Consider the following 14,547-nt stretch of genomic DNA (forward strand, 5'->3'; position numbering starts at 1 on the left):
TGACAAAAAACGGCGTTCTTGTATGAGGCCCAACGTTATTCTTACAACGCCGGCTCAAGCAATAGGCCCCAAATAATCCCGCAATTTTACCTCAGCCGGGCACGATGCCAAGCCTTACATATGCATACCACCATTGACGTGGATGGTACTGCCCGTAATATATTGCGCTTGCGACCCGGCCAGGAAGGCGACTGCGTTAGCAATATCTTCCGCAGCGCCCAGTCGTCCCAGAGGGATTTGCGACAGAATGGCCGCCGACTGCTCAGGGGTCAAAGAGCGTGTCATGTCCGTATCGATAAAGCCCGGAGCGACGCAATTAACTGTAATGTTACGGCTACCAAGCTCGCGCGCCAAGGCGCGGCTCATGCCGGCCACGCCCGCTTTGGCGGCGGCGTAGTTGGCCTGCCCGGGATTGCCGCTCTCGCCCACCACCGACGTGATGCTGATAATGCGGCCCCAACGGGCTTTCATCATGGGGCGAATAACCGCCCGCGACAGGCGAAACACGGCACTCAGATTGGTCTGAATAACAGCGTCCCAGTCTTCATCTTTCAGACGCATGGCCAGATTGTCACGCGTAATGCCCGCATTATTAACCAGAATGTGCGGACCGCCGTCTTCTTTGCTCAAGGCCGAGACCAGCGCTTCGCAGGCCGCTGCATCATCAACGTTCAAGACATGGCCGTAGCTGCCATTCTGGTCGAGCACCGCGGAAATCGCCTGTGCGCCCGCCTCAGACGTGGCCGTACCCACGACCTTGGCGCCGCGTGCCATTAATGCTTTGGCAATCGCCTGACCAATACCACGCGATGCGCCGGTTACCAGGGCGGTCTTGCCGCTAAGATCCATTTCTTGCATTTATGCTCCCTCCAGGGCTTCCAAAGTGGCCTGCAAGGACGCAGGGTCGCTGATCGACAAGGCAACAAGATCACGATCAATGCGTTTGACCAGACCTGTCAGCACTTTGCCCGGACCACACTCGACCACATGGGTGACACCCTGGGCCTTCATGGCCTGAATCGTCTCCACCCAGCGCACGGGGTGCCAGGCCTGACGGACCAGTGCATCCTTGATCTGTTCCGGGTCGGTGGGCGCGGCTACGTCCACATTGTTGATCACGGAAATGGCAGGTGTATTCACCTGCACGGAAGCCAGGGCCTGGGCCAGCACCACTGCAGCCGGCTCCAGCAGGCTGGAGTGGAAAGGCGCCGATACGGGCAGCACCAAAGCACGCTTGGCACCGGCTTCTTTAGCCAGGGCACATGCACGATCTACCGCTTCCACATTCCCGGCTATCACAACCTGGGCAGGTGCATTGTAGTTAACAGCCTGAACAATCTGCTGTCCCTCAGAGGCACGAGCACACACATCGCGCACTTGATCGTCATCCAGACCCAGCACGGCAGCCATGGTACCGACACCCACAGGTACGGCAGCTTGCATGGCATCGGCACGGATGCGAACCAGCGGAACAGCTTGTTCCAGGCTCAGAGCACCGGCCGCAGTCAGGGCCGAGTATTCACCCAGGCTATGACCGGCCATCACGGCAGGAGCGGGGCCACCAGCCTGAATCCAGGCTTGGTACATGGCCACGGCGCTAGCCAGCATGACAGGTTGAGTATTGGTAGTCAGGTTCAGAGCCTCGGCAGGCCCTTGTGCCATCAGCTGAGCCAGGTCCTGGCCCAGCGCCTGGCTGGCTTGTGCAATGGCTTGCTGTACGACAGCCGACTCGGACCAGGCATCGAGCATGCCAACGGACTGCGAGCCTTGTCCTGGAAAGACAAACGCAATTTTCATGGAAGAAAAACCCAAAGAGATGAGGCGGTAATCCGGATCGCGCTACTTAGCAGCGGACCAGCACCGAACCCCAGGTAAAGCCGCCACCCACGCCTTGCAACAAGGCCAGATCACCGGCACGGATACGACCATCCCGGCGAGCGGCATTCAGGGCCAAAGGCACACTGGCTGCCGAGGTGTTGGCATGTTGATCAACCGTGATAACCACCTTCTCGGAGGGGATACCCAGCTTGCGACCCAGAAAATTGATGATGCGAACGTTGGCCTGATGCGGAACCAGCCAATCGATATCAGCCAGGGAAACACCTGCCTGTTCGCAAACTTGATTGGCCGAGGCGGCCAGAGAGGTGACAGCCAGCTTGAACACAGCCTGACCATCCATGCGCAGGAAGGGATCGCCCACCACCTGGCCATGCGAGACATTGCCTGCCGCGCACAAAATACCCATTTGGCTGCCATCAGCATTGAGTTGGGCGGCCAAAATACCGGGCTCATCACTGGCTTGCAGAACCACCGCCCCCGCCCCGTCACCAAACAGGACACAGGTGGCGCGGTCGTCCCAATCCAGAATGCTGGAGAACACTTCGGCGCCGATAACCAGCGCATTGCGTGCACGGCCAGCCTTAATCATGGCATCCGCCGTAGTCAAGGCATACACAAAGCCGCTGCACACTGCCTGTACGTCGTACGCGGCAGCGCCTTTATTACCCAGTTCGGCCTGCACAAGGCAGGCGGTGCTGGGAAAAACATAATCGGGGGTGGAGGTTGCCACCACGATCAGGTCCAGATCCTGGGCAGCCAGACCGGCATCTTCCAGCGCCTGACGTGCAGCCTGAGTCGCCAACTGACTGGTGCGAACACCGGGATCGGCAAGATGACGCTGGTGAATACCGGTACGCTCAACAATCCACTGATCGGAGGTTTCGATACCTTTTTGAGCCAGCTCAGCAGCCAGATCATCGTTAGACACAATCCGAGGAGGCAGGTAGCCGCCTGTACCGATAATCTTGGCAAATATCGTCATAATTAGGTTCCCGATCAAGCCCGTTCTTATGAGGACGAGGGCTCTGAAGTATGGCGTGTATCTGGTTCGCCGCTTTGCTCTTCATGCAGGCTGACGCTTTGCATGATGCGCTCGACTGCCTGGCTGGTGCCGCTGAGCAGACCATTGAGCACCGCACCGCGGGCTCGCTGCAAAGCATAACCGAAAGCGTAGGCATCGGCAGAACCATGACTCTTGATAACAATACCGCGTAAACCCAAAAGGGCCGCACCGTTATGTCGGCGATTATCCACCCTGTCGCGGAAACGATTCAAGACCGGACGAGCCAGCAAGGCGGATAATTTGCTCAAGGGGTCACGGGTAAATTCGTCGCGCAGCATACTGCCGACCATCTTGGCCAGCCCCTCAATGGACTTGAGGACCACATTGCCCACGAAACCGTCGCACACGACCACGTTGACGGTACCTTTGCAGATATCGTCACCTTCCACGTTGCCGTAAAAATTCAGTCCGCTGGAGCGCAACAACTCCGCCGCCTTCTTGACGACTTCGTTGCCTTTGATGACTTCTTCCCCAATATTGAGCAAGCCCACGGTGGGACGCTCATGGCGATCCACGATGCTGGCCAGGGCAGAGCCCATGATGGCGAACTGCAGCAGGTGTTGTGCGGAACAATCCACATTGGCACCCAGATCCAGCATGATCGTGGCCCCGCCCTTCTGGTTCGGAATGGACGTGGCAATGGCTGGGCGATCAATCCCATCCAGAGTTTTGAGTACGTAGCGCGAAATTGCCATCCATGCGCCGGTGTTGCCCGCGGAAATGCAGGCATCAGCTATCCCGTCCTTGACGGACTGGGCAGCCACACGCATGGAGGAGTCTTTTTTGCGGCGCAAGGCCACCTCAACCGAATCGGCCATGGTGACAACTTCGGATGCGGGAAGAATGTCGTACCAGGAGGTATCGACATTACCTTGCGCACGCAATGTTTGCTCGATGGCCTGAGGCTCGCCAACCAATAAGCAGTGCACATCCGGATAGCGCTTGGCAAAAAGAAGCGCTGCAGGGACAGTGACGGATAAACCGATATCGCCGCCCATGCAATCGATGGCAATACGTATTTTTTTGTTAGACATCAAGCATGCAACCTATGTTGCTTGCAACGACAAAGAGACTATTACTCGTCGTTCTTTGTTTTCAGCACTTTACGGCCACGATAGATGCCGTTGGGGCTGATGTGGTGACGCAGGTGCAATTCACCGGTCGTAGGCTCGATAGCCGTCGAAGGACCAGTAAGCGCGTCGTGCGAACGACGCATGTTACGCCGGGACGGGCTCTTTTTATTCTGCTGAACAGCCATGATGACTCCTGTAGATGGACAACCCCGAATAAATGGGTGCAGCCCGAAAAAATTAATGAATTAGTAACAACAATCAAGACTTCTTGAGCGAACCCAATACGGCAAACGGTGACGGCCGCTCAAAGGCGGACTCGTCCAGGTCGTCCGATTTGGCTTCCATGGACAGGGACTGAGCCTCGGGACAAACCTCATGGCGCGGCACATAGGGCACGCTGAGAATCAGTTCATCCTCGACCAAGCCCAAGACATCCAGGTGGCCTTCGCACAAGATGCGATCAGGACCTTCGGCATCGTCATCATCCAGCTCAAGCTCGGCCTCGCTTGCCACAATCTGTACTTCGTTAGAAATATCGATGGGCCACTCGAAGGGCTTTACACAGCGCTGGCATTCCAGAATGACACTGCCTTTGGCCTGCACATGCACAAAACGGCGCCGGACAGAATCTTCCCGACCCGACACGCTCCAGTCAATGCGCAAATCGCCTTGATCGGGCAAATCGGACACCAGACGAGACAAATCTTCCACCCGCACCTGGCCCGCCATTTCCTGGGGAGCGCGAGCAAGGTTCAAAGTGTCGATATACAGTGTCGTCATAAGTATGCTCAGGGCATCAAACCGCGGCTTAACCAAGATTTGGATACCGCGTATTTGCTTTGCTTGTTTGCTGCTTGTTTACGGCTTATGTGCATTACGTGCATTTACTGCTTTGGTATCGCCTAAAGCTCTACCATTTTTTCTTGCACTGCTTTTTCCTGCCCTTCGTTATTCAAGCCTGTAAAACATGACCCGCTTATCGCCAAGCCCGCCCACAGCCATTTCAATAACGAAGAAAACATTAGATAATACCGTGCTAAACACAAGGCAGTCAAACCAAAGCACAGCTAAAACACACCATGCGTCTCATCCTTGCATCAAGCTCAGTCTATCGCCGCGCTATGTTAGCGCGTTTGGGCCTGCCTTTCACCTGTCAGTCCCCGGACATTGATGAAACCCCCTTGCCCGGAGAAGATCCGGCTGCGCTCAGCCTGCGGCTGGCACGGGAAAAAGCCGCCCGGGTCAGCCAGCTCAACCCGGGTGCGCTGGTTATTGGCTCCGATCAGGTCGCTACGTCCGGCAAAGATGCCATTGGCAAGCCCGGCGACCATGCTGGCGCGCAAAAGCAGCTACGACGGTTGAGTGGCCAGAACATCGATTTCCATAGTGCCTTGTGCGTCACAGACGGGAAGGAATTTCTCTGCCGCGATATTGTTACCAATTGTCGCTTTCGCGCCTTGAACGATGAGGAGATCGAGTATTACCTGCAACAAGAAAAACCCTATGACACTGCCGGCAGCGCCAAAGCGGAAGGGCTGGGAATTGGCCTGATGGAATCGATGCGTTCCGATGACCCCACCGCTATTATTGGCCTGCCCCTGATCGAGCTGTGTACCTTGCTGCGCCACTTTGGTCTGAACCCCTTGCTCCCCCACCCTTTCCCCCTTTCCGTTTAGGACCGCCCCCTCATGCCCCAAGTCGCCCCTCTGCATCTGATCCCCGTCGGCTTAAGCGAGAGCCCGATCAGTGGCTGGCTGCCTGCCGATGTCAAGGCGCTGACGCGCGAGCTGACCGTCTTTATTGCTGAGAACGCCAAAACTGCCCGCGCTTTCTTGAAGCTGGTCGAGCCCGCCGTGCCCCTGCAGGAAATCACGATCCACACCCTGGACAAGCGGGGCAACAAGCCAGGCGAAATGCGCGAATGGCTGAAACCAGCCCTGCAGGGCCAGGCCATCGGTCTGGTTTCGGAAGCCGGATGCCCCGCGGTGGCCGACCCCGGCGCGCTGGTGGTGGCCATGGCCCACGAGATGAAAATCCCTGTGCGTCCGCATGTCGGCCCCTCCTCCATTCTGCTCAGCCTGATGGCCAGCGGCCTGGACGGCCAGCAGTTTGTCTTTCACGGCTACGCGCCCGTCGATAGCAGCGCACGGGCCAAGCAGCTCAAGCAATGGGAAAGCCAGTCCCAAAGCCTGAAACAAACGCAGATCCTGATCGAAACACCCTATCGCAACCAGGCCATGTACAGCACCTTGCTGCAGTCTTTGAAACCCACAACGCGTTTATGCCTGGCTCGTGACTTGACCGGCTCGCGTGAGCTGATCCAGACCGCCACGATAGAGCAGTGGCGTGAGCGTCAGCCGCCTGATCTGGACAAAACCCCCTGCATCTTCCTGTTCCTGGCGGGCCGTTGACATGAGAGCCCTCTCTCGCGCCCTGCGCATCGGCGTAATCAGTCTGACTGCGTTGCTGGCTGCCTGTGGCAGCAGCGGCCCTTTTAAATTCGACGACAGCTACAGCGCTCAGGGTCAGAACAGTCGTGTTCGCTATCTGGTCCTGCATTACACGGCAGGCGATCACGCCACCTCCCTGAAGGTCCTGACGCAGCGGGATGTCAGCGCCCATTATCTAGTGAGCGACGAACGCCGTCCTACCGTCTACCGTCTGGTTCCCGAAGAGCGGCGCGCCTGGCATGCGGGCGTGGGTTCCTGGTACGGCTTCACAGACCTGAACACCGGCTCGATAGGCATCGAAATCGTCAATATGGGCCGTCTGCCCGACGGCCGTTGGGCGCCCTACACGCGCTCCCAAATCGAGGCTCTGAAGGTACTGATTAAAGATCTGGCCCAACGACATGGCGTCACCCCACGCAATATCATCGGTCACAGTGACGCCGCCCCTCAGCGCAAACTAGACCCGGGCCCTCATTTCCCTTGGAAGGAGCTGGCCCAGGCAGGTATAGGCCGCTGGTACAACGAAGCCCAGGCCCGCGCACTGCAAGCACAGTACGCCACCCGCCCCTTGCCGTCTGCTGCCCAGACCCAGGCCCTGCTGCGCAAGGCAGGTTATGACACCCCGGACAGCGGCGTTTTTGACAAAGCCACGCAGAATGTCATTGCCGCCTTCCAGATGCACTATCGTCCCGCACGCTATGACGGTTTGCTGGACGCAGAGACCGCCGCCATTTTGCAAAGCCTGAACTGATAAAAAAACAGGTAATGAGCACAAAGCCCATTACCTGTTTTTCTGTTGATCTACTTCTTTTACTTCGCAGGCTGATTCAATACAGGCCAACGACGCAAGATCAGCAGCCCCACCAGTATCAGACCGTAGACATACACTTCCACCACGTCATTTTTACCGATCCGAATCAGGTAGAAATGCAAAACGGATAGTGCCGCTGCCAAAAACACCGTCTGATGCAAACGGCCCCAGCCACGACCCAAACGCTTTTGCCAGCCATGGGTGGACGTCAAAGTCAGCAGCAAAAGAATGACGGTAGCGATCAGGCCAATCGCAATCAAGGGCCGCTGCACAATATCCTGCCACATGGACAGCCAATTGCCTGATCGATCCCACCAGGCCCAGGCCAGCGTATGCAAGGCCACATAAAAGAAACTGAACAAGCCCAGCATACGCCGCCAACGCACCAGAGCCGGTTGCGCCAGCAAACGTCGTACCGGGCTTAAGGCAAGCGTCACCAACAGCAGCACAAAGGCCCAGGTTCCACTGGATCGGGTCAGAAACTCGGCTGGATTGGCACTCAGCCCGTTGTTAAAACCAAGCCATACCCAGCGCCCCAACGGAAACAAGCCCAATAGGAACACCAACGGCTTGAGCCTGTCCAACTGCGCGGCTTTCCAGGTCTTCATCAGTAATAACGCCTCAAATCCATATTGGCATACAAACTGGCCACATCCTCGGCATAACCGTTAAAGGGCAACGTCGCTTTCTTGGTGGCAAAAAAACCGGAACCAATCACCCGCTCTGTTGCCTGACTCCATCGCGGGTGAGGAACATCCGGGTTCACATTGGCGTAAAAGCCGTATTCATGCGGCGCAACTTTCATCCAGCTGGACTCGGGCATGGTGTCGGTCAGGGTAATTCGCACCAAGGACTTGGCCGACTTGAAACCATATTTCCACGGCACAATCAGCCGCACCGGCGCCCCGTTCTGTACCGGCAGGCTTTTGCCATACAAGCCGGTCGCCAATAAGGTCAGGGGGTGCATGGCTTCGTCCAATCGCAACGCTTCCACATAGGGCCAGTCCAGAATCCGGGAACGCAGGCCCGGCATGGTTTCCGGCTCCGCTGCCGTTTCAAACCGCACAAAGCGAGCCGACCCCATGGGCGAGGCCTGCTTTAACAGGGCCGACAGGGAATACCCCACCCAGGGCACCACCATGGACCAGGCTTCGACACAGCGCAGGCGATAAATACGCTCTTCCAAAGGAGCCAGCTTCAAGATCTGGTCCATATCCAAAGTCAGCGGTTTGTGCACCAACCCATCAACCTGCACGGTCCAGGGCTCGGTCTTGAACTGACCGGACTGGCGGGAGGGGTCTTCCTTGCCCGTGCCAAATTCATAGAAATTATTGTACGTGGTGACATCGGCCTCGCTGGTGGGCGTTTCATCCAACTTCCAGCGTTGGGAAGGGTTAAACGACAAGGCCTGCCCCACAGGGACAGCCTGGGCCAGCCCGGGCAAACCGGCCGCCAGGGCCAAAGCACCCGGCGCCTGCAAAAACAAGCGACGTCGAGCCCGCCACACCGATTCATCTGTAATTTCAGAGGGCTGTATGGGCTGCGAGCGTGATTTGAACATTTCCATCTCCTGAAACTATCGGGCAAGATGGCTTTCACACCCGCTTGCCGCCTTTTAAGTACGTGCCAACAACCAGTCGCGCATTTGCGCCACATTATCAACCATGACCGTAGGTTCGGCTTTGGCCAGAGTCTGTGGGTCGTGCGCGCCATAGGTCACCGCCACGCTATCCATGCCGGCATTGGCCGCCATGTGAATATCGTGCACGGTATCGCCCACCATCAAGACCTGTTCGGGCTCCAGCATCAATTCCGCCAGCAATTGATGCAGCATTTCCGGATCAGGCTTGCTGCGGGTTTCATCCGCACAACGGGTGGCGTCAAAAAAAGTGCTGAGATTGACCTGCTGCAGCACTCTGTCCAGACCTTGACGACTTTTTCCCGTTGCTACCCCTAAGGCAATCTGACGGCCACGAAGTTCACCCATGAAAGGCAAAATTCCATCAAAAAGTTTGATATGCGGGTCGCGCTGCATAAAGTGATGACGGTAACGCTCCAGAAACAGCGGCATTTGCTCGGCCGTCAGGTCCGGCACGGCGCGGTACAGAGCGCTTTCCAGGGACAAACCAATCACCCAGCTGGCTTGCTGGATCGAGGGCACGGGCAACTCCAGATCCGCACTGGCCAACTGAATGGAGCTGGCTATGGAGTACGTGGAATCCATAACAGTGCCATCCCAATCAAACAGAACGGCGGCATAACGCGTCATAACGACTTCTCCAAACGCTCAAGAACCGCCTGACAGGCGGCAGGTAAAGGAGCCTCCAGAACCAGAGGCTGTCCGGTGACAGGGTGATTGAACTCCAGGCGCCCCGAATGCAGGAACATGCGTTTGAAGCCCTGTCGGGCGAACTGGTCGCGAATGGCATCGTCGCCATACTTATCGTCGCCCACTATCGGAAAGCCCGAATGGGCCAGATGCACCCGAATCTGGTGAGTGCGCCCGGTCTTCAGCTCCGCCTGCACCAAGGAAAAGCGGCCAAAGCGGCGCTGCATGGTGATGATGGTGTGAGCCGGCTTGCCTGTTGGGTCCACCCTGACACGCCGCTCTCCGCTTTCCGTCAGCCAACGCAACAAGGGGAGACGAATATGCTGACGATCATTCACCCAATCGCCTTGCACCAGAGCCCAATAAAACTTGCGGGCCCGGATTTCGCGAAACATGTCGTGCAATCCCACCAATGCTGCCCGACGTTTGGCAATAATCAGCAAACCCGACGTCTCCCGGTCCAGCCGATGGGCCAGCTCCAGAAAAGGCTCCTGGGGTCGTGCGGCGCGCAGTTGCTCAATCACGCCAAAGGACACACCGCTGCCGCCGTGCACGGCCACTCCGGCAGGCTTGTCGATCACCATCAGGTGTTCGTCTTCAAAAACGACCGGAAAGACCGCCGCAGGGACATGGCGTGGCTGCTCGGGCTCGGGCAGCCGCAAGGGCGGAATCCGCACCATATCGCCCTCTTGCAAGCGATAGTCGCTGCTGATGCGGCCTTTATTCACCCGCACCTGACCGCCGCGGATCGCTTTATAAATGTGGCTTTTTGGCACCCCTTTGCATTCGCGTATCAAAAAATTGTCTATACGCTGACCCGCCCGCGTTTCATCAATGCGTAACATTCGCACTTGGGGGACAGATCTTTGTGATTCATGAGGTTTGCACATAACAAAAAGGGGCATATAATCGCTTCAGCCTATGGAAGCTGAGACTGGGTCCAGCGTAGAGATGCAAAGGGTGCGTCTCCGTTGGATGACCAAGGACTGATAATTGTATCCTTGAGTTCCAGCTTCCGGGTCATAAGGTCGCCGGGGTGAGTCCGAAATAGCGAAAGTCGTGTGGCAAGAAGGCCCGCTTTCCAAGAGATGTTTTCCTCCCGCGTGCGGCGCTGAATTCCTGCACAGATTGTCCCGCTCTTTTGCACCAGCCGCGTGATTCATGCGGCTGCCGTTCCCCCAGCAATTTTATATTCGTCAAACACATACCGTGACTCTGACCCCTCTGCTGATTGAACTTCGCGCTCTGGCGCGACTCGTGCCTCCCAGACTATAAGCCGGTAGGCCGATTTTGCCTGCCTGCACCAAACTGATGCAGCTATAGCGCTACACACCTGTGACCCGCGGTCGTGCGCCGATATTTCGGTGCTCCATGACAACGGAGATCCACACTCATGAAACGCATGTTGTTCAATGCGACGCATCAAGAAGAACTACGCGTCGCCATTGTCGACGGTCAAAAACTCATTGACCTCGACATCGAAACAGCCGGGCGCGAACAGCGCAAAGGCAATATTTACAAAGGGGTCATCACCCGCATCGAACCTGGCCTGGAGGCCTGCTTCGTCAGTTACGGCGAAGAGCGTCACGGCTTTCTGCCTTTCAAGGAAGTTGCTCGCAGCTACTTCAAGGAAGGGGTTGATGTACGCAGCGCACGCATCCAGGATGCACTGGTCGAAGGCCAGGAATTAATCATCCAGGTTGAGAAAGAAGAACGCGGCAACAAAGGCGCAGCCCTGACCACGTTCATTTCGCTGGCAGGTCGTTATCTGGTCCTGATGCCCAACAACCCTCGCGGGGGTGGCGTATCGCGTCGCGTAGAAGGCGAAGACCGCCAGGAACTGCGCGAAGCCATGGACCAGCTGGACATCCCGCAGGGCATGAGCATCATTGCCCGCACCGCAGGTATCGGCCGCAGCGTCGAAGAGCTGCAGTGGGACCTGAACTACCTGATGCAGTTGTGGACCGCCATTGACGGCGCGGCCCGCGACAATGCTGCCCCCATCCTGATCTATCTGGAATCCAGCCTGGTCATCCGGGCGATCCGCGATTACTTCTCGCCCGACATTGGCGAAATCCTGATCGATACGGACGAAATTCACGAGCAGGCCGCCGCTTTCATGAGCGTGGTCATGCCCGACAATCTGCATCGCGTGAAGATGTACCGCGATGACATCCCTCTGTTCTCGCGCTTTCAGATTGAGCACCAGATCGAGACCGCCTACTCGCGTACTGTGCAGTTGCCCTCGGGCGGTGCCGTCGTTATCGATCATACGGAAGCGCTGGTAGCCATTGACGTGAACTCGGCGCGCTCCACACGTGGCGCCGATATTGAAGAAACCGCCCTGCGCACCAACCAGGAAGCCGCGGACGAAGTGGCCCGCCAGTTGCGTCTGCGTGACCTGGGCGGCCTGATTGTCATCGACTTCATCGACATGGAAGACAGCAAGAACCAACGTGCTGTCGAGCAACGCCTGCGCGATGCGCTGCACCTGGACCGCGCTCGTGTCCAGATGGGCAAGATCTCACGTTTTGGCCTCATGGAACTGTCGCGTCAGCGCCTGCGCCCAGCACTGAATGAAGGCTCCCACATCACTTGCCCGCGTTGCACCGGCACCGGCGTGATTCGTGATGCCGAATCCAGCGCCCTGCACGTGCTGCGTCTGCTGCAGGAAGAGGCCATGAAAGAAGGCACCGCCGCCCTGCACGCTCAAGTGCCGGTGGATGTCGCGACTTTCCTGCTTAACGAAAAGCGCGCTGACATCACCAAGATCGAGTCGCGTCTGAACATTGCCCTGATCCTGATTCCGAACAAGAATCTGGAAACGCCGCACCACATCATTGAGCGCCTGCGCCATGATGACCCGCGCCTGGACGAACTGCGCAGCAGCTATGAGCTGGTACAGCAGCCAGAACAGCAGGACAGCCTGGTGCCCCACCGCAGCCACGAAATCAAGCCTCGTCCGGAAGCCCTGGTCAAGAGCACAACACATGCCCAGCCTGCTCCCATGAGCAAGCCTGCTGCTGCGGCAGCCGCTGCAACCGCCGCGACTTCCGTTGCCAGCGACGACAAGCCCGGCTTGCTCAAACGCCTGCTCAACTGGCTATCCGGCAAACCCGCCGAGCCTGTGACCGAAACCACCAAAACCGAAAGTGACAAGTCCCCCTCGGGTCGTCGCCAGGGTCGCTCCGGCCAAGCCAATGCCGGCCGAGGCCAAGGTGGACGTGGTCGTCGCCAGGCGAATCGTCCAGAGGCAGCTCAGGAAGAAAAAGTCAGCACGGAAAGCGCCAGCAGCACGACACGCGGTCGCCGCCGTCAGGCATCGGCTGGCACCGAGTCCGCTCTGGAAACGCCTCAAAACACCAACGTCAGCACACCCCCCGCCACTGCCGAAGAAGGCAGCAGCAACAGCCGCAACCCGCGTAACCGACGTGGCCGTGGTCGTCAGCGCCGAGAAGAAGGCAATGCGGAAAACATCGAGCTGAACAAAGATGACAACACCACGGACGCTCAGCCAGAGCAAGCGCTTGCCGCCGCGGCTGTTGCCAGCGTTGCCGCCGTGGCCGCCAGCAAGCAAGAAGCACCAGCCCGCGCTGAACAGCAGATTGAGGTCGACACAAGTGATACGGGCGACAACCCGGATGCTGAAACAGACGAAAGCAGCGAAAACAGCGCCCTGGACCCAGAGCGCAAACGTCGTCGTCGTCGCAGCCGCCGTGGACGTCGCAACACAGACGCGAACGCCGTAGCTGAAAACGAAGAGAACAACGAAGAAGGCAGCACCAGCGCCTACGTTGCTCACGAAACGCCCAGCTTCAATCCCGCAGCTCTGGATGCCCAGGAACAAGCCGCTGCTCAGACTGCAACGGCTGAGCCTGAACAGCCCCAAACAGCGAAAGAAGCACCTGCCGTCCAAGAAGCCGCCCCTGTCGCCGTGGAAGCCGCACAGGAAGCTCCTGTCGCTGCCCAGGCTGCCCAACAAGCTGAAGAGGTCGTCACGACACAAGCTGTCACTGTTGAAACCGCTCCCGCTCAGGAAGAGCTTGCTGCCGCTCAGGCCGAAGTAGCCCCAGAAGTTCCTGCCGCAGCCGAAACCGTTGCTCCTGTGCAAGCAGAAGCCGCTGCCGAAGCTGCTACAGCAGAAGTCGCCCAAGCTCCAGCTGAAGTCGTAGAAACAGCCGCCGCTCCTGCTCAAACCCAAGCCGTGACAGACGCTCCCGCCGTTGACGCTGCTCCGGTAGACACTGCCGCCGCAGAAACTGCTACTGCCCAGGAAGAAACGACTGCTCCAGCCGCCGAAGCAGCTCCAGAAGCTCCTGCAGCTGAAGAGGTCACCGCTCCTGTACAAACAGAAGCTGCTGCCGAACCAGCCAAAGCAGAAGTTACTGAAGCTCCAGCTGAAGCCATGGAAACAGCAGCTATCCCTGCACAGGTTCAGCCCACAGCTGAAACGCCAGTCGTCGAAACCTCTCCAGTGGAATCTGCAGCCGTAGAGACTCGCGTAGAGACTCAAGCTGCTGCAGAAAAAGCCCCTGCTGCTGAGCAAGCGCCGAAACCCGCTGCCGCTCCCCTGGAGGCCGTGCTGAACGCAGCAGGCATCGAACTGGTAGAAACTGCTCGCTCGGCAACACAGGACGACTACCAGCCCGCGCCCGTGCGCCTGGGTCGCCCACGCAAGCAACGTGCTGCAGAAACCGAGAACAGCGAACCGCTGCAACAGGTCGAAACGCAGTAAACAGCAAGACTAAAAACGCCGCCCTCTAGGGCGGCGTTTTTTTATGTCTGTTTGATCTGAAGACGGCAGGCACTCGGCATCCTTCTCCTTCTCCTTCTCCTTCTCCTTCTTCTTCCTGCTACTCCGAGCCGCTCCCGCAACAGCCACTACTCTCTCTCACTCAGGTTCCAGCCCAGGCCCATCTGCCTCAGTCTTGTACTCGACATTCAATCCGCCTTGGCCTTGGCCTCAAGCCCATAACGCTTTC

At 57.9% G+C, this 14,547-nt stretch carries 14 protein-coding genes; 4 read left to right on the top strand and 10 right to left on the bottom strand.

The window, feature by feature from the left end; translation table 11 throughout:
- Nucleotides 1-114: 114 nt before the first annotated feature.
- From fabG to RSQ48_RS11860, 6 genes are all read right to left on the bottom strand, one after another.
- Nucleotides 115-849, bottom strand: a complete 735-nt coding sequence (fabG, locus tag RSQ48_RS11835; protein WP_003800963.1) for a 3-oxoacyl-ACP reductase FabG — start codon at nucleotides 847-849, stop codon at nucleotides 115-117.
- Between the two features lie 9 nt (nucleotides 850-858).
- The gene (gene fabD / locus RSQ48_RS11840; protein WP_003800964.1) at nucleotides 859-1,797 is read right to left on the bottom strand and encodes an ACP S-malonyltransferase; all 939 of its coding nucleotides are present in this window, start codon (nucleotides 1,795-1,797) and stop codon (nucleotides 859-861) included.
- A gap of 46 nt (nucleotides 1,798-1,843) precedes the next feature.
- The gene (locus RSQ48_RS11845; protein ID WP_059318003.1) at nucleotides 1,844-2,821 is read right to left on the bottom strand and encodes a beta-ketoacyl-ACP synthase III; all 978 of its coding nucleotides are present in this window, start codon (nucleotides 2,819-2,821) and stop codon (nucleotides 1,844-1,846) included.
- Nucleotides 2,822-2,847: 26 nt separating this feature from the next.
- Nucleotides 2,848-3,936, bottom strand: coding sequence for a phosphate acyltransferase PlsX (plsX, locus tag RSQ48_RS11850; RefSeq protein WP_003800967.1), 1,089 nt, complete (start codon nucleotides 3,934-3,936; stop codon nucleotides 2,848-2,850).
- Nucleotides 3,937-3,977: 41 nt separating this feature from the next.
- Entirely contained in the window at nucleotides 3,978-4,160 is a 183-nt protein-coding gene (rpmF, locus tag RSQ48_RS11855) for a 50S ribosomal protein L32 (protein WP_003800968.1), read from the bottom strand.
- A gap of 73 nt (nucleotides 4,161-4,233) precedes the next feature.
- A complete protein-coding gene (locus RSQ48_RS11860; protein ID WP_003800969.1) occupies nucleotides 4,234-4,755 on the bottom strand; it encodes a YceD family protein in 522 nt (173 codons plus the stop codon).
- Nucleotides 4,756-5,096: 341 nt separating this feature from the next.
- Here RSQ48_RS11860 and RSQ48_RS11865 point away from each other — a divergent pair, with 341 nt between their 5' ends.
- The 3 genes from RSQ48_RS11865 to RSQ48_RS11875 are packed head-to-tail and all read left to right on the top strand — an operon-like array spanning nucleotide 5,097 to nucleotide 7,176.
- Nucleotides 5,097-5,651, top strand: coding sequence for a Maf family protein (locus tag RSQ48_RS11865; RefSeq protein WP_003800970.1), 555 nt, complete (start codon nucleotides 5,097-5,099; stop codon nucleotides 5,649-5,651).
- 12 nt (nucleotides 5,652-5,663) lie between these two features.
- Nucleotides 5,664-6,386: an SAM-dependent methyltransferase gene (locus RSQ48_RS11870; protein WP_415301824.1), complete on the top strand. Its 723-nt coding sequence runs from the start codon at nucleotides 5,664-5,666 to the stop codon at nucleotides 6,384-6,386.
- A 1-nt stretch (nucleotide 6,387) separates the two neighbouring features.
- Complete coding sequence (locus tag RSQ48_RS11875) at nucleotides 6,388-7,176, top strand: N-acetylmuramoyl-L-alanine amidase (RefSeq protein ID WP_003800972.1); 789 nt, start codon at nucleotides 6,388-6,390, stop codon at nucleotides 7,174-7,176.
- A gap of 59 nt (nucleotides 7,177-7,235) precedes the next feature.
- Here the strand turns inward: RSQ48_RS11875 and RSQ48_RS11880 are convergent, their stop codons facing one another.
- The 4 genes from RSQ48_RS11880 to RSQ48_RS11895 are packed head-to-tail and all read right to left on the bottom strand — an operon-like array spanning nucleotide 7,236 to nucleotide 10,470.
- Nucleotides 7,236-7,844, bottom strand: a complete 609-nt coding sequence (locus tag RSQ48_RS11880) for a sulfite oxidase heme-binding subunit YedZ (RefSeq protein WP_415301825.1) — start codon at nucleotides 7,842-7,844, stop codon at nucleotides 7,236-7,238.
- Nucleotides 7,844-8,797, bottom strand: coding sequence for a protein-methionine-sulfoxide reductase catalytic subunit MsrP (gene msrP, locus RSQ48_RS11885; protein WP_003800975.1), 954 nt, complete (start codon nucleotides 8,795-8,797; stop codon nucleotides 7,844-7,846). The genes RSQ48_RS11880 and msrP overlap by 1 nt, the downstream gene beginning before the upstream one ends.
- Nucleotides 8,798-8,851: 54 nt before the next feature.
- Nucleotides 8,852-9,505 carry an HAD family hydrolase gene (locus RSQ48_RS11890; protein ID WP_415301826.1) on the bottom strand — a complete coding sequence of 218 codons (654 nt, stop codon included), beginning with the start codon at nucleotides 9,503-9,505 and terminating at the stop codon, nucleotides 8,852-8,854.
- The gene (locus RSQ48_RS11895) at nucleotides 9,502-10,470 is read right to left on the bottom strand and encodes an RluA family pseudouridine synthase (protein WP_415301827.1); all 969 of its coding nucleotides are present in this window, start codon (nucleotides 10,468-10,470) and stop codon (nucleotides 9,502-9,504) included. The genes RSQ48_RS11890 and RSQ48_RS11895 overlap by 4 nt, the downstream gene beginning before the upstream one ends.
- Nucleotides 10,471-10,958: 488 nt before the next feature.
- Between RSQ48_RS11895 and RSQ48_RS11900 the strand changes: the two genes are divergently transcribed.
- Complete coding sequence (locus tag RSQ48_RS11900; protein WP_415301828.1) at nucleotides 10,959-14,300, top strand: Rne/Rng family ribonuclease; 3,342 nt, start codon at nucleotides 10,959-10,961, stop codon at nucleotides 14,298-14,300.
- Nucleotides 14,301-14,547 lie beyond the last annotated feature (247 nt).

Origin of the sequence: Alcaligenes sp. SJTW-7 (assembly GCF_047716895.1) — a bacterium.
GTDB lineage: Bacteria > Pseudomonadota > Gammaproteobacteria > Burkholderiales > Burkholderiaceae_B > Alcaligenes > Alcaligenes ammonioxydans.

Coding starts and splice junctions, on each gene's coding strand:
- fabG (WP_003800963.1), bottom strand. CDS start 849: ATGGATCTTAGCGGCAAGACCGCCCTGGTAACCGGCGCATCGCGTGGT.
- fabD (WP_003800964.1), bottom strand. CDS start 1,797: ATGAAAATTGCGTTTGTCTTTCCAGGACAAGGCTCGCAGTCCGTTGGC.
- RSQ48_RS11845 (WP_059318003.1), bottom strand. CDS start 2,821: ATGACGATATTTGCCAAGATTATCGGTACAGGCGGCTACCTGCCTCCT.
- plsX (WP_003800967.1), bottom strand. CDS start 3,936: ATGTCTAACAAAAAAATACGTATTGCCATCGATTGCATGGGCGGCGAT.
- rpmF (WP_003800968.1), bottom strand. CDS start 4,160: ATGGCTGTTCAGCAGAATAAAAAGAGCCCGTCCCGGCGTAACATGCGT.
- RSQ48_RS11860 (WP_003800969.1), bottom strand. CDS start 4,755: ATGACGACACTGTATATCGACACTTTGAACCTTGCTCGCGCTCCCCAG.
- RSQ48_RS11865 (WP_003800970.1), top strand. CDS start 5,097: ATGTTAGCGCGTTTGGGCCTGCCTTTCACCTGTCAGTCCCCGGACATT.
- RSQ48_RS11870 (WP_415301824.1), top strand. CDS start 5,664: ATGCCCCAAGTCGCCCCTCTGCATCTGATCCCCGTCGGCTTAAGCGAG.
- RSQ48_RS11875 (WP_003800972.1), top strand. CDS start 6,388: ATGAGAGCCCTCTCTCGCGCCCTGCGCATCGGCGTAATCAGTCTGACT.
- RSQ48_RS11880 (WP_415301825.1), bottom strand. CDS start 7,844: ATGAAGACCTGGAAAGCCGCGCAGTTGGACAGGCTCAAGCCGTTGGTG.
- msrP (WP_003800975.1), bottom strand. CDS start 8,797: ATGTTCAAATCACGCTCGCAGCCCATACAGCCCTCTGAAATTACAGAT.
- RSQ48_RS11890 (WP_415301826.1), bottom strand. CDS start 9,505: ATGACGCGTTATGCCGCCGTTCTGTTTGATTGGGATGGCACTGTTATG.
- RSQ48_RS11895 (WP_415301827.1), bottom strand. CDS start 10,470: ATGCCCCTTTTTGTTATGTGCAAACCTCATGAATCACAAAGATCTGTC.
- RSQ48_RS11900 (WP_415301828.1), top strand. CDS start 10,959: ATGAAACGCATGTTGTTCAATGCGACGCATCAAGAAGAACTACGCGTC.